At 60.3% G+C, this 14705-nt stretch carries 10 protein-coding genes and 3 pseudogenes; 6 read left to right on the top strand and 7 right to left on the bottom strand.

Annotated features, from left to right (window positions below; genetic code table 11):
* Window positions 1-447 (bottom strand): annotated as a pseudogene (locus ACN0SD_RS19725) (aminotransferase class III-fold pyridoxal phosphate-dependent enzyme); the annotation flags it as partial.
* A 346-nt stretch (window positions 448-793) separates the two neighbouring features.
* Between ACN0SD_RS19725 and rbsD the strand changes: the two are divergent.
* The 6 genes from rbsD to rbsK are packed head-to-tail and all read left to right on the top strand — an operon-like array spanning window position 794 to window position 6678.
* Window positions 794-1213 (top strand): D-ribose pyranase, encoded by a 420-nt coding sequence (gene rbsD / locus ACN0SD_RS19720; protein ID WP_417809901.1) that lies wholly within the window; start codon window positions 794-796, stop codon window positions 1211-1213.
* A gap of 23 nt (window positions 1214-1236) precedes the next feature.
* Window positions 1237-2724 carry a sugar ABC transporter ATP-binding protein gene (locus ACN0SD_RS19715; RefSeq protein ID WP_417809900.1) on the top strand — a complete coding sequence of 496 codons (1488 nt, stop codon included), beginning with the start codon at window positions 1237-1239 and terminating at the stop codon, window positions 2722-2724.
* A gap of 20 nt (window positions 2725-2744) precedes the next feature.
* A complete protein-coding gene (gene rbsC / locus ACN0SD_RS19710) occupies window positions 2745-3749 on the top strand; it encodes a ribose ABC transporter permease (protein ID WP_417809899.1) in 1005 nt (334 codons plus the stop codon).
* A 35-nt stretch (window positions 3750-3784) separates the two neighbouring features.
* Window positions 3785-4666, top strand: a complete 882-nt coding sequence (gene rbsB / locus ACN0SD_RS19705; RefSeq protein ID WP_417809898.1) for a ribose ABC transporter substrate-binding protein RbsB — start codon at window positions 3785-3787, stop codon at window positions 4664-4666.
* A gap of 60 nt (window positions 4667-4726) precedes the next feature.
* Window positions 4727-5755 carry a LacI family DNA-binding transcriptional regulator gene (locus ACN0SD_RS19700; protein ID WP_417809897.1) on the top strand — a complete coding sequence of 343 codons (1029 nt, stop codon included), beginning with the start codon at window positions 4727-4729 and terminating at the stop codon, window positions 5753-5755.
* Complete coding sequence (rbsK, locus tag ACN0SD_RS19695; protein ID WP_417809896.1) at window positions 5752-6678, top strand: ribokinase; 927 nt, start codon at window positions 5752-5754, stop codon at window positions 6676-6678. The genes ACN0SD_RS19700 and rbsK overlap by 4 nt, the downstream gene beginning before the upstream one ends.
* A gap of 368 nt (window positions 6679-7046) precedes the next feature.
* Here the strand turns inward: rbsK and ACN0SD_RS19690 are convergent, their stop codons facing one another.
* The 6 genes and pseudogenes from ACN0SD_RS19690 to ACN0SD_RS19665 form a co-directional block, all read right to left on the bottom strand.
* Window positions 7047-7871 (bottom strand): substrate-binding domain-containing protein, encoded by an 825-nt coding sequence (locus ACN0SD_RS19690; protein ID WP_417809895.1) that lies wholly within the window; start codon window positions 7869-7871, stop codon window positions 7047-7049.
* A gap of 74 nt (window positions 7872-7945) precedes the next feature.
* Window positions 7946-8996, bottom strand: a pseudogene (locus ACN0SD_RS19685) (IS5 family transposase).
* A pseudogene (locus ACN0SD_RS19680) lies at window positions 8993-9373 on the bottom strand (FAD binding domain-containing protein); the annotation flags it as partial. The pseudogenes ACN0SD_RS19685 and ACN0SD_RS19680, both read right to left, overlap by 4 nt.
* A 185-nt stretch (window positions 9374-9558) precedes the next feature.
* The gene (locus ACN0SD_RS19675) at window positions 9559-11520 is read right to left on the bottom strand and encodes a hydantoinase B/oxoprolinase family protein (RefSeq protein WP_417809894.1); all 1962 of its coding nucleotides are present in this window, start codon (window positions 11518-11520) and stop codon (window positions 9559-9561) included.
* Entirely contained in the window at window positions 11517-13550 is a 2034-nt protein-coding gene (locus tag ACN0SD_RS19670) for a hydantoinase/oxoprolinase family protein (protein WP_417809893.1), read from the bottom strand. Before ACN0SD_RS19670 ends, ACN0SD_RS19675 begins: the two co-directional genes overlap by 4 nt.
* Before the next feature lie 101 nt (window positions 13551-13651).
* On the bottom strand, window positions 13652-14566 hold the full coding sequence (locus ACN0SD_RS19665; RefSeq protein ID WP_417809892.1) for a helix-turn-helix domain-containing protein: 915 nt from the start codon (window positions 14564-14566) through the stop codon (window positions 13652-13654).
* Window positions 14567-14705: the final 139 nt, after the last annotated feature.

Below are 14705 nucleotides of genomic sequence, written 5' to 3'. Positions count from 1 at the left end.
GATCGGCGTTTTATTTGTGCGGTCCGATACCAGTTCAAGCGCACACATCAGCCCATGCCCGCCGCGCACATCGCCCACGATGTCATATTTTTCTTGCAGCGCCTGAAGCCCTGCAAACAGTTGCGCACCGCGTGCGGCGGCATTGTCCTTGACCTGCAAGCGCTGCGTTTCCTTCAGACAGGCGATTGCAGCCGCCGCGCCGACCGGATGGCCTGAATAGGTGTAGCCCGAGCCAATCGCGCCCTTGCCAGAAGTGTCGCTTTCAAACACCTCGGCGACACGCCCTGAGATCATCACCGCGCCAAACGGGAAATAGCCGTTGGTGATCGCCTTGGCCGTGGTCATCAGATCAGGCTGAACGCCCCAAAGGCGCGAACCAGACCACGCCCCCGTGCGTCCGAATGCGGTGGTGATTATCTCATCAGCGACCAGCAGCATGCCGTGTTCGCGGCGGAGGCATTGCTCGTCGCGGCTGGCTTCGGTGAGCCAAAGCCAGGATTGGCCCCATCACCTCATCCGCCCAACGAACACACGAACACACGAATGTTACTCATGACACTTATGGTATCGTTCCCACTCGCAGGCAGCTTCATGGGCGTAATCCAAGTGCTTGTAAAAATGGCCATCTTTTCCAAAGCTCCGAATTTTCGAACCATCGGATAGACATACACGGCTTTTCGCGCCAACTTGAAAATTCCTTAAAAAAACGATTGCGCAAACGTTTTTCTTGGGACATCTTTTCCCTTGAAGGCACGCTGAGAGGGCAGCGCGAGAGCTTTCCGGAGGAGGACAAATGAAGAGATCGGGGATCCTGAATCCCGCGCTCTGTCGGGCGCTTGCGAGCATGGGGCATACAGACTCCATTGTCGTATGCGATGCAGGGCTGCCGATACCGGACGGACCCGAGCGCATCGACCTTTCACTCCTCCCCGGCCTTCCCGCTTTCCAAGATGTGCTCGCCGCGATCATAGCCGAGTTGCAGATCGAACAGGCCCAGATCGCCAGCGAGTTCGCGCAACAAAGCCCGCAGCTCCACAACGAAACGGTTGCGATGCTGGAAGCACAGGCGGCAGTGCAAGGTGCGCCAATCGCAATTGAACGGTTTAGCCACGAGGACCTAAAGCGCGCAACGCGCAACGCCCGGGCCATCGTGCGCACCGGCGAATGCACGCCCTTCGCGAACGTAATCCTCTTTTCCGGGGTGCCGTTCTGACGGCGCCATTGCAGGAGGCAAGCATGAGCAAGACCCTTCTCGAACTGCGCAACATCTCGAAGACTTTCGGGGATGTCAGGGTGCTCGACGGCGTCAATCTTCGGGCGCGGGCTGGGCGTGTGCTGGCGCTTGTCGGTGAGAACGGGGCCGGAAAATCGACCCTTATGAAGATCGTCACCGGCATCCACCAACCTGACCCGGGCGGCGAAATCTTGTTCAAGGATGCCCCCGTCGCCGTCGTCAATCCGCGTCAGGCAATCGATCTCGGGATCGGGATCATCCACCAGGAACTGAACCTGCTTCCGGGCCTGTCAGTGGCCGAGAACATCTTTCTCGGGCGCGAACCTCGACGCCCTTTCGGCCCGATTGACTGGCCCCGAATGCGCAGTGCCACCGCCGAATTGCTGGCGTCGCTGCGGCAGGATCATATTGACCCGCGCCAACCGGTTGAACGCCTTGGGGTCGGCGCCCAGCAGATGGTTGAGATCGCGCGCACGCTGTCGCAGCGCGCCGAAGTTATCATCATGGACGAGCCCACAGACGCACTGACCGATGTCGAGACCGCGATCCTCTTCGAGGCAATTCGCCACCTGAAAGCCGAGGGCAAGGCGATAATCTACATCTCGCACCGCCTCGGCGAAATCTTCGCCGAATGCGATGACGTCGCTGTTCTGCGCGACGGGCGCCTCGTGCATGAGGGCCAAGTTACCGATCTGACCGAGGGACAGCTGATCCATCACATGGTCGGGCGTGACATCACCGATCAATATCCCTACGTAGCGCAATTGCCCGGTCCCGTGCTGTTAGAAGTCAAAGATCTCACCGCCGACGGCATCTCCGACATTTCCTTCGCCGCCCATGCCGGAGAGGTAGTGGGCTTCGCGGGCCTGATGGGTGCTGGAAGAACCGAGTTGGCCCGCGCGATCTATGGCGCGAACCGTGCAGCTTCGGGCCAGATCCTGATCGACGGACATCCGCGTCAAATGCGTCGTCCCAGCGATGGAGTGCGTGCGGGAGTTGCTTACGTTACGGAAGATCGAAAATCTGATGGCTTGATCCAGCCGCACGCAATTCGGACAAACATGGCGCTAAGCGCGCTGCCGACACTGTCGCCGGGCGGCGTGGTGCGCCGCGCTCAAGAGCGGTCAGCGGTCGACGACTATATGCGCCGTTTCGCCGTCAAGGCGCCGGACATGGAAACCGAGGTGCGCAACCTGTCGGGCGGAAATCAGCAGAAAGTGTCTCTGGCAAAATCTCTGCTGGCCGATCCGAAGGTTGTGATCCTCGACGAACCTACCCGCGGCGTCGATGTCGGTGCACGCCGCGAGATTTACACCCTTATCAATGAGATGAAGTCGCGCGGACTGTGCGTCCTGCTGATGTCCTCGGACATGCCTGAACTGCTTGGCCTGTCAGATCGCATCCTTGTGCTGTCGCAAGGCCGCCTGACTGGCACCTTCGCACGCGGTGAGGCCAGTCAGCACGCAATCATGGAACGCGCCGTCGCGTAATCGAGAAGGAAGCCCCAGACATGAGCCCCCCTGGCCCCGGACGCGACGCCGCCGCGATGACTGCCAAACCCGCATTAGCGGGCGCCCTGATGCGGGCTTTTGCCGCCCAAAAATCGTTGATCGGCCTTCTGATCTTGATGGCGGTCGTCACCACGCTCAGCCCGCATTTCCTAACGACGGATAACCTGCTGATTGTCCTGCGCCAGACATCGATCAACGCGATTATCGCCTTCGGCATGACCTTCGTAATCCTTACCGCCGGGATCGATCTGTCAGTTGGTTCGGTGCTGGCGCTTACCGGAGCCGTCTGCGCCACGCTGATCGGCGCGAATTTCAGCATGCCCATCGTGCTGATCGCCACGCTCCTATTTGGCACCGCGCTTGGCGCAGTCAGCGGCCTGATCGTCTCAATCGGACGGGTCCAACCCTTTATCGCCACGCTGGTCGCCATGACCGCCCTGCGGGGTGCGACATTGGTGTTCAGTGGCGGCCGCCCGATCGACGCGGGAGAAGGTGTAGCCGCTGATGCCTTCTGGTATATCGGCGGCGGCTATCTTTTCGGCATCCCGGTGCCAGTGATCCTTGCTGGCGTGGTCTTTCTGATCTGCTGGTTCGTGCTCTCGCAGATGCGGTTCGGTCGCTATGTCTACGCAGTCGGAGGCAGCGAACAGGTCGCCCGTCTCGCCGGGATCAATGCGGGTCGCGTCAAGGTAGCGGTCTACGCGATCTCTGGCCTGATGGCCGCGCTCGCTGGCATCGTCCTGACCGCACGCCTACAAAGCGCGCAGCCAACCGCGGGCACCTCCTACGAACTCGACGCCATCGCCGCAGTCGTCGTCGGCGGCACCAGCCTGATGGGCGGGCGTGGCACCCTTTTCGGCACACTCATCGGCGCGCTCATCATCGGCGTGCTCAACAACGCGCTCAATCTGCTGGATGTCTCGTCCTACTACCAGATGATCGCCAAGGGTGCCGTGATCCTGCTTGCCGTGCTGGTCGACAGCCGTGGCAAGGCAACGAACTAACCTGAAGAAAACGCAACCATCGGAGGAGATTAATCATGCGTAAGTTTCTTGCCCTCGCCGCCACTGCGGCATTTCTAGCAGGGGCTGGCACCGCCGCTCAGGCTGCCGACAAACTAGCCCTCGTTGTCTCGACGCTGAACAATCCCTTCTTCGTCTCCCTCAAGGACGGCGCAGAAGCTCAAGCGAAGAAAATGGGTGTCGACTTGATCGTTCTGGACAGTCAGAACGATCCAGCCAAGGAACTGTCGAATGTCGAGGATGTGCTCAACAAGGGCATCAAGGTTCTGCTCATCAACCCGACCGATTCCGACGCGGTGAAGGCTGCGGTCCGCACCGCCAACCGCGCCGATGTGCCGGTGATCACGCTCGACCGCAGCGCCAATGGCGGCAAGGTCGCGACCCATATCGCCTCGGATAACGTGGCGGGCGGTAAGATGGCCGGGGATGAGATCATCAAGCTCTTGGGCGGTAAGGGCAAGGTGGCCGAGCTTCAGGGCGTTCCGGGCACCTCGGCTGCACGCGACCGTGGCAAAGGCTTCCACGAGGCGATCGCCGCAGACAAGGGGATCGAACTGGTCGCCAGCCAACCCGCTGATTTCGACCGCACCAAGGGGCTCAACGTGATGGAGAACATCCTTCAGGCGAACCCAGACATCCAAGCCGTCTTCGCCCAGAACGACGAGATGGCTTTGGGCGCGCTCAAGGCGACCGAGGGCTCGGGCAAGAAAATCTTCATCGTCGGCTTCGACGGCACCGATGACGGCATCAAAGCAGTCGAGGCTGGCACCATGTCCGGGACGGTTGCACAACAACCCGACCAGATCGGCGCGCTGGGGATCGATGCCGCCGCCAAAATTATGAAGGGCGAAAAGGTTCCTGCCTTGACCTCGGTTCCCCTCAAGCTGATCACCAAGTAAGCTCATCGCGACACCAGCGGCGCCGGATTGATCCCGGCGCCGCCTTTTTCCCAGAGGATCATGAGAAATAACATCACGATAAAAGACGTCGCGCGCGTGGCCGGGGTGTCAAACAGCACCGTCTCGCATGTCGTCAATAGCACTCGCGTCGTCTCGCCCGAGACGGCAAAACGCGTGCGCGCGGCGATCGCGCAACTGGGTTTTGCACCCAACGGGGTGGCCCAAGCGCTCAAGGGGCATCGCACCCGCACCATCGGGATGATCGTGACCTCTTCGACGAACCCATTCTTTGCGGCGCTGATCCATGGCGTCGAAACCGCTTGCTTCACACGTGGCTACAGCCTGATCCTGTGCAATTCTGAGGATGACCGCGAGAAGGTTCAGGTCTATCTCGATACGTTGCGCGCCAAGCGGATCGACGCGCTGATTATCCTGTCGTCGAACCAGCAGCCGGGCCTCACGGCCGAGCTTGCTAGGACCTCCGGCGTTCCGACAGTGGCGCTCGACGATGAGGATGCGGCACCTGCTAGCACCATTGCCGATGACAGTCTGGCAGGTGGCGCTCTAGCAGCCACCTATCTGACAGCGCGCGGATTTCGCCGTATCGCTTGCGTCACAGCCCCGCTCGACCACCCCCGCTCGGCGATCCGTTTCAAGGGGTTCACCGAGGAACTTTCGCGCCGGGGGATTCCCTTTGACCCCGCGCTCGCCATCGCTTCTGAGCCGACCGTCGCGGGTGGCGATGTCGCCATGCGCGCGCTTCTATCCCTTCCGCAGGAACAACGGCCGCAGGCCGTGTTCTGTTTCAACGACGTCATGGCGATGGGGGCGCTCAGCGCCGCCTACCAATGCGGCCTCGAAGTTCCCGGCCAGATCTCCGTGATGGGATATGACGACATCGAGATCGCGGCATTCACCGCACCTCCGCTCACGACGATCCGCCAGCCCATGCAAGATCTGGGCCAACGTGCAGCCAGCGTCATTATCGACCATCTCGAAACCGACGCGGACTTACCCGATCGCATCAGGCTTGCGCCGAAGTTGATCGAGCGCAGCTCCGTCGGCCAAATATCAGGACCTCAAGAATGAGCATACTCGTCCTCGGCAGCGTCAATGTCGACATCACCAGCTATGGCGCACGCCTGCCCGCGCCGGGCGAAACCGTCCATGCCGAAAGCTATGCTATCGCGCTTGGGGGAAAGGGCGCCAACCAGGCGGTGGCAGCAGCACGTTTGGGGGGAGATGCCAAGCTGGCCGGCCGGACTGGCACCGATGCCTTCGGGCAGATGGCCCGCGACTGGCTGGCGCGGACGGGCGTGGATACGGGTCCACTATGGCAAGACCCGGACCATCCGACTGGAATTGCATCAATCGGCGTCTCCCGGGATGGCGAGAACGCGATCACCGTCGTCGGCGGCGCCAATATGGCCATCGGTGCCGAGGATGTGGCGCGCCTCGATTCAGCCTTTGCCTCGGCAAAGGTGTTGCTGTTGCAGCTCGAAACGCCGCTCGAGGCCGGACTTGCAGCCGCTGGCAAGATGCGCGCAGCCGGAGGAATGACTGTGCTCGACCCGGCACCTGCGCCACGCGCGCCCTTTGGTTCGGAGGTATGGCGCGCGGTCGACGCGATGACCCCCAACGAAACCGAAACCGAGGCCCTGACAGGTCTGCGCCCAACCGACCCGGCCAGTGCCGCGCGCGCCGCGTCCATCCTGATCGAACGCGGCCTGCGCATCGCCGTGATCAAGATGGGGGCTGGTGGCGTCTACTGGAAAGGCCGCGAAGGCGAAGGCCATCTCCCCACCCTACCCGTCACCGCGATAGATACTGTCGCAGCTGGGGACTGCTTCAACGGGGGGCTTGCCTTTGCGCTGGCGCGCGGCGACAGCCTGCCCGAAGCGTTGCGCATTGCCAATGCCTGTGGCGCCCTGGCGACGACACGCCGCGGAGCCTCTGACGCTGCCCCCACGCTCGCCGAAGTCGAGATACTGCTCAAGACCCTCGGGAGCTAGATGCAGCTAATCCGTCCAGATTGCCCGGTTCTGGCGGGTGGTGCGACTGGCTTCTGGCTGCGACTTACGGGCGAGAGTGGCACGGTGCGCCATACAGCGCGGCCACGCGAACAAAGCGTACAAACGCAAATTGAGATCATCGCGCCCTGTATGGCAGGGTCAGATCGGCGATGCGCCCATATACGAGCTTGGCTCTCCAGACTTCATGCGTTGGCTTCTTCTTTCGCATTGGAGTCCTAAGGCCAGAGCAGGAGTTGCGCGACATTCAGCATGGGTGAGCGCATCGAGATCGCGACTGACCTGCAGTAAACGAATAGTGGTGGATCGCAATAGCATTGGTGAAATGCCATACGATGCCCGGTAACGCACTAGCTGTCACGCCGGGTTGAATGCCGCGGCATGATCTCAAATCCAAGGTCGACGACATTACCATCTGGCCGCGCCCCTCCCGATAACGCGTCGAGAATAAGTTGCACCGCGCCCGCGCCCATCTCGCGGCGAAAGGTGCGCACTGAGGTGAGTGACGGCTCGGCGGCACCCATCATTTCCATATCATTGAACCCGCAAATTCCCAGTTCTTGAGGAATACGCAAATTGCGCCGCTGCGCCTCGAACATCGCGCCCAGCGCGAGATCATCATTGATGCAAAAGACTGCGTCGGTTTCCGGCGCAACATCCATCAGTTCCGCCAGCAGAAGCCCGCCCAACGTCACCGATGAGGGACGCGTCGTGCTGTGAACGCGGCGCCCCTCGTCAATCCCATGCGCGCGCAATTCGTCGCGAAAACCTTGGAGGCGGCGCTGCGTGCGCGGGTCCATCCGCGCGCCAAGGAAACCGGGCTGACGATAGCCCCGCGCGATCAAATGCGCGGTGGCGGCCCGCGCGGCCTGATAGTGCGAAAACCCGATCATCCGGTCATGCGGCGCGGGGCCGGTTTCCATGATCTGAACGACCGGGCAATCGGCATCTTGCAAAATCGCTTGTGCGGCGTCGGTCTGGTCGATCCCAGTGACAATCAAGCCAGCCGGGCGCTGACGCAGAAACAGTCGGAGCAAGTTCTCTTCCGAGAGCGGCGCGTAGCGCGAATAGCCCAGCTGCACCGAATAGCGCGTACCTTCCGCCGCCGAGTAAATCCCGTCCATCACCGCGGAAAAGACGTTGTTTGAAACCGAGGGCAAAATCACTCCGATCACGTCTGACCGCGTTGAGGCCAGACACTGTTGCGCAAATCGCGTGAGGGCGGAGCTTCCCCTATCCCGGGACAGACTTATCCTACGGCCTCTGTGACGGGTATGCCGAGCGCGGTGTAGCCATTCAGGACGGCTATGCGGATCTGGAGCTCAGCGACCTGACGGTCGAAGTCCCGCGCCATGAGGCGCTGCCCGAGCAGTTTCATACAGTGCATCTTCGTTTCGACGCGGCTTCGGCGGTGATAGCCGCTCCAGTTTCGCCAGAGCGCCCGACCGAGATATTTCGACGCCCGCAAGGCTTCGTTTCGAGCGACCGCTCCGGCAGTGTTCGGCTTCCATGGTTTTGCGTTCTTGCGGGGTGGGATGACGGCGGCGGCACCTCGATCCGCAATGGCATCATGGCACTTGCGCGTGTCATAGGCGCCGTCTGCGGTGACGCTACCGATCTCCTGTTCGGGTGAGATCTGATCGAGCAATTCCGGCAGCATGGGGGCATCGCCGAGACCACTGCTGGTGAACTCGACGGCTCGGATCTCCAGCGTTTGCTCGTCGACCCCCCTCTCGGCGATTGCTTGCAATCGCCTGCCGGGCAGCGGAGGTGGATCTTGCGCCAGATGCGCCGTTTGGAGCCGCCATGCTTGCGCGCGTGCCATTCGCCTTCGCCCTCCATTGCCCGACAGGCGCATCTGAAAGATGCGGCCGAGAGGGGACCTTGATGCCAGTGCTGTCGATCAGCAGATGCAAGGGCCCGTTGGAGCCGCGATACGGGATGTTCACGGCCAAGGTCTTCTGGCGGCGGGACAGCGTGCTGAAGTCGGGCACCGCCCAGTCCAAGCCGACCAGCTTCAGCAGGCTCTCGACGAACCCAGTCGTTTGCCGGAGCGCCATGCCGAACAATACCTTCATTGAAAGGCAAGTCTGGATGGCGGCGTCGCTGTAGGTCTGCTGGCGGCCACGCCGGCCTGTCGGCGCCGCATCCCAGGTCATCTCGGGATCAAACCAGCCTTACGGCGATTGCAAGCAATCGCCTACCGGCCAATGGATCGTCAGCGAGCCCCGGCGCTTGAGCGCTTCATTGTAGGCCGGCCAGTTCCTGGTCTTGTAGGTCGGGGGTGTGGGTCTGCTCATGCAGCCCAGCTACCATGCTGGATGCACGAGATGAATCCCCTAAGGGGTTTGTGCAACAGAGCCGTCTGAACCTCAAGACGCGCATCCAGCGCCATAAGGGCGGGCACGAGATCCGCAGCAGGAAACCCAAACGCGCAGATGTTGCCGCACAGTGTCGCGGTGCTGCGGATCGCCGGGTTTGCGGACATGGTGGCCGTCTGCATCAGCGCGCCCATTTCCGGCAGGTTTTGGGTGCAGGCCCCAAGGCCGTCGTGGGTGACAAGCGCACCAAGGCGCAAAAATTCGGTGTCGTGCGAAATGGCATGCAATTGTGCGATGCCAGACAGCGAGACAGAAACCCGATCGGTGCTTTCCCCGCGCAAAGGGGCGCGCATGACCCAAGTGCCCCCGCCACCAAGACCGCCTGATCGCCCAAGGCGGCAAGCGCCGCCTCGACGCTAACGGGCCGGACGAACAGGTCCTCGGTGTTTGCTGTATTCACGGTCCCACGTCCAATCCGATTGAGAAACAGCGCGCCCTTCCCCGCCAGATTGGCGGGAAAGGTTTCGTTTCACAATCGTCATCAGGTCCAATGTGCGATAGACCGCTTTTCAAAGCTTTCACGGAACTGTTCGGTTGATTTCGGCATCAACTCACCCGTGCCCCAATCCATGATAACAGCGTATTTGCGCACGGCGTCCATCTCGTTGATCTCGCCATCCTTGTACATTTGCGAGACCTTTTCGGGATCCATCCGCGCCCAGTCAACGCGGTTCGCACGGATGTTTGCGCGCGATTTTTTGGTCGCCTCGGGATCAACTTCGTAGTCCAGCATGTCTGCGTCGTTCACCTTGATCACGACGCCATAGTCCTTTTCGGCACGCTCGACCGAAACGTATTCGTCAATTACATCCTGAAGCACACGCTGGGGGTCGCGCTCCATCGGGTCGCCGTATCCGCCGCCACCTGCGGTTGGGCGGGTAAACTTGTCGCCGCTTTCGATCTTGTAGTTAGAGAACACCGATCCAAGCCAGGTTTCTTCGCCCGTAGCGGCGTGCTGTACCATCAGGCCGTGCGGCATGGACGGCAACCCGCCCTCGACACCCCAGACCACGGCGCGCTCGCGGTCGCAGATATAGGACATCACTGTATTTTCGGCCTCAAGCAACGTCGACGCTTTGATCACACCCGCACCCCCACGCCATTTTCCGGGGCCAGCGCTGTCCTGTTTGATCTGGAATACGTCGGCGCGGGTCGGGTTAACCCGTTCGTTGCCTTCTGAGGGCTGCGACATCAAACCGGTGCCGAAACATGCGGTCGTCACGTCCGAGCCGTCCTTGCCGTTGCGTCCGCCCCAGCCGCCGGGAAGCCATTCGTAGAACATATAGATCGGCTTTTCCGGCTTGCGCAGGTCGTTGCCGCCCGCCAGCAGGTATTCCAGATTGAAGGCACAGGCGATGGCGCGTTCGGGCATGATCTTGGACCACATCTCGAAGCTGGCGTTCATGATTTTTTCGAACGGCATGAGGAAGCCGGTCACGGCTACCGGCCATTGCGCGCTGACGACGCTGTCCTCGGGGGCCTTGATGTCGACCATACGATAAAAGCCGCTGTTCATCGGCAAATCGGGAAAAAACATCTTCATGCCCGCGACCACGGCCGAGAAAGTCGCACCATCTGCGGAATTGTAGATCGACGAAATCGTCGGGTGGCTGCCCTCGAAATCATAGGTGATCTGATCGCCCTTGATCGTCATCTTGATGTGGATCGGGATCATGCCCTCGCCTGCGCCGGGATCACGGTCAATGTAATCCACCGCCTCCCACGTGCCGTCGGGAAGGTCCGAAATCCGCTGACGCACCGAGCGTTCGACATAGTCTTGCACTTCGTTCATGCCCTGCGTGACCGTGTCACGGCCGTATTTTTCAACCAGACGCTGCAATTCACGTTCTGCGACCTGTGTGGCCTGAGCCTGAGAATGGATGTCCCCGATAATGGACGCAGGATCGCGTGTGTTGGCCGCAATCATGTTGGCCACATCGGAACAAAACTTGCCTTTGTGAAACAGCCGGATCGGCGTGATGCGCACCGCCTCGCCGAACATTTCATGGGCCGTCACGTTGAACGAGCCGGGAACAGACCCGCCCAGATCGGACCAGTGCCCGTTCGATTGGGAAAACCCGATAAGGGTTTCTTCGTCAAAAATCGGGCGGATCAGACGCACGTCGCTGAAATGGGTGCCACCGGCATACGGGTCGTTGATTGCATAGACATCACCGGGGTACATATCGCCCTTGAAGACGCGGATCACATCCTTGCAGGTGTAGTGCAGCGTGCCAACGTGAACGGCGATATCCGCATTACCTTGCGCCACGCAGTTGCCCTCGGCGTCGTGCAGACCGTTGGAAAAATCACGGTTGTAGATCACGAAGGAATAGCAGGTGCGCAGCATCTGTTCGGCCATCTGATCGACCGAGGTGATGAATGAGTTTTTCAGAACCTCGAACGTTACCGGGTCCAGTTCGTTTTGTGTCGTGCTGTTCATGCCTCGGCCCTCCAGCGAATAAGAATATTCATGTATTGATCGACCGTTGCTGTCGTGTTTGGCGGAACGACAACGGTTGAATCGACCTGTTCGACGATAGCAGGGCCGCTGAACTGCGCACCTGCCTTGAAATCCTCCCGGTCATAAACGTCGGCTTTGCAGCACTTGCCATCGAACCAGACATCCCGCTGAGTGGCGGGTTTAGGCGTGTTCTCGACGACCTCGTACTTGGGCAGCTCGGCCTTGGGGACCACGCCCGTTGCCTTCACGCCAACCCGAAAGATGCTTACCGGCGCGTCCTCACGGCGGAAATTGTATTCGCGCTCGTGCTGTTCGTGGAACCCTGCGATGAGATCTTCGGTGCTGGTGACCTTTGACGGGGTCGAAACCGCCAGCGAACGCCATTGACCCTGATACATCATTTCGGTCGTCCGTTGCAGGACGGTGTTTTCGGGCGCGACGCCTTCATGGCGCAGACGCTCGACAGCCTCGGCCTCGATCTTCTGAAAGGCCGCCTCTAGGTCCTTGGGGTCAGTCGATGCCGCATCGGCCATAAAGCTGTCGGAAAAGTCATGCTGGATATCAACCAGCAAACACCCCATGGCCGAAGTAACGCCGGGATTCGGCGGTACGATCACAACCGGGATAGACAGTTCTTTCGCCACTTCCGCGCCGTGTAGCGCCCCCGCACCGCCAAAGGCAACCAGCGCGAAATCGCGCGGATCATGGCCGCGGGTGATGGACAGCAGACGCACCGCGTTGGCCATGTTCGCGTTGGCGACGTCGATGATTGCCTCGGCCGCCTCGTGCAGTTCCATGCCAAAGGGTTCGGCCACGGTGTCACGCACCGCCGCTTCGGCTAATTTGGGATCAAGCGTGATTTCCCCGCCTGCCAGGCTGGTGCCAAGACGCCCCAGAACCAAGTTGGCATCGCTGTTGGTGGCGACCTCATTGCCGTTCGCATAGCAGGCCGGCCCCGGATACGCGCCCGCAGATTGCGGGCCGTTGCGAAGCGAACCGCCCTCGTCCTTCCAGGCGAGCGACCCACCACCGGCACCGATGGTCAAAACCTCGATGCTGGGGAACCGGATCGGATAGCCAAACTCGATGTACCAGTCCTTGGTCATGATCGGTTCGCCGTGGTGGGCAAGTGACACGTCGGTGCTGGTCCCGCCCATATCGAACCCGATGGAGTTCTCGAACCCGCATAGATTGCCGATAAAGCGGCTGGCAATGGCCCCCGCCGCGATCCCCGACCCGGCCAGACGAGCGGCGAAATCCTTGACGCTGGCGGGGGTCATCACACCACCGCCAGTGTGCAGCAACAGCAGGTCGCGCGTATAGCCGCCCTCTTGCAACTTATCGCTCAACCGCGAGACGTAATCGACCACCACGGGCGACACCGCCGCATTCACCATCGTCGTCGAGAACCGCTCGTGTTCGAAGATCTCGGGCATGATCTGGGACGAGATCGAGACATGCACACCCGGCATCACCTCGGCGAGGATCTCTTTCATGCGCCGCTCGTTCTGACCGTTGACGTAGGAGTTGATAAAGCAGACGGCGATGGCTTTGACGTCACGCTTTTTGAGGATCTCGGCGACCTTGCGGGCCTCTTTCTCGTCCAGTTCCTGAAGGATCTTGCCCTCCGCGTCGATGCGCTCCTTGACCGTCAGCCGGTCACGCCGGGGGATGTATGGCTTGGCGACATCCTTGTAGGTGTCCCAAAGATCCTCCTTGTTCGAGCGGCGAATTTCCACAACATCGCGGAATCCCTCGGTACAAATCATCGCCGTACGGGGCAGTTTGCGGGTGATCAGTGCGTTTGTCGCTACGGTGGTGCCGTGCGAAAACATCGTCACATCCGCCAGATTCACCTTTGAGTCTGCGACCCCGTTCATGATCGCGCGCATCGGATCATCCGGTGTCGACGGTGTCTTTTCGATACGGATTTCGCCGGTATCCTCGTCCATGATGCACACGTCGGTGAACGTTCCACCCACATCGACAGCTACCCTAGATTTTGTCATGTTTCTTCCTTGCATTTCTCGCCATGCCTTAGGCATAACTTCATCCCGCCCCTGAAAAGGGGCTTTCACTGGTTTAGATTTTCGTATGTGCCAGGCGGGTGTCAGCCCCGTGTTTCACCCTTGGCTTCAGCCGCTAGGCGGCTCATCTTTCTGGTTTCGGTCGGCGTGCAACCAAAGCGGTTGCGATAATGTTTGCAGAATTGGGCCTGATCGTAAAAACCCCATTTATAGGCGATGTTGGCCACGGTCGTTGTGTCATTCGTCATTTTCAATGCCTCGTCACATCGCGTCAGACGCTTGTCCCGGATGTACCCAACGATGGAATGGTCATCTTCGGCGAACAACCGTTGCAAATAGCGCAGCGATATCCCGCAGGAATCCGCGACAAGTTGCGAGTTCAGATTGGCATTCGCCAGATTGTCACGAATGAACTGTTCGGCGCGTTGCAGATGGGCGGCGCGGATCGTGGACGAATTGCTGTCCAGAATGCGATCATCCGTGCGCATGGACAGGCACAACAGATCCAGCAGATGTTGACCCGCCATTTCGCGCGCCGCATCGTTGATCGTGTCGATGTTCTCGATCGCGTTACGCACCGCGCCGACGAAAAACATGCCCACGCCCTGCGTCGCATCGAACGTCAGCGCCCCAAAGCGATCCGTCGCGCCCAGCCGGGAACGCACGCTGGCTGTCGGCACCTTGAGCACCCACAGCTTGTTACGTTTGCCATGCCAGAAATCGTAAGGAATATCGCCGCGTTCCACCAGAAAGCCACCGGGGCTGCACCTTGCATCGCGCGATGACTGCTTAAAATGAACATCTTCGGCTTGCGGGATCGTGATCAACAGGCTGCTGTCTTTTTCGTTCGTAAAGTGGCTTTTCTTGCGACGATAGAGGGTGGCGTTGCACTCCATTTGCGACAGCCCCATAATTCCAAGCGTCCAGGATTGCAGCGTGCCATCGAACCCGGAGTCATCCTGAAACTCGGTCGAAAGCGGAAAGTAGGTCTCGGACAAGGTCCGGGCCCACATCTGGTTTTTGTCTACTCCATCGTACTGTTTGGTCGAAAAATGCATACTCGGGGGTGCGGACGAAAAGTTGGACTATCTTGGAGATAGTTCATGTACAGCTACGAAGACCGAATGCGCGCGGTTG

Origin of the sequence: Thioclava sp. (assembly GCF_048263065.1) — a bacterium.
GTDB lineage: Bacteria > Pseudomonadota > Alphaproteobacteria > Rhodobacterales > Rhodobacteraceae > Thioclava.
The sequence above is the reverse complement of the archived record's forward strand: the minus strand, read 5'-3'. Positions and strand labels throughout refer to the sequence as shown.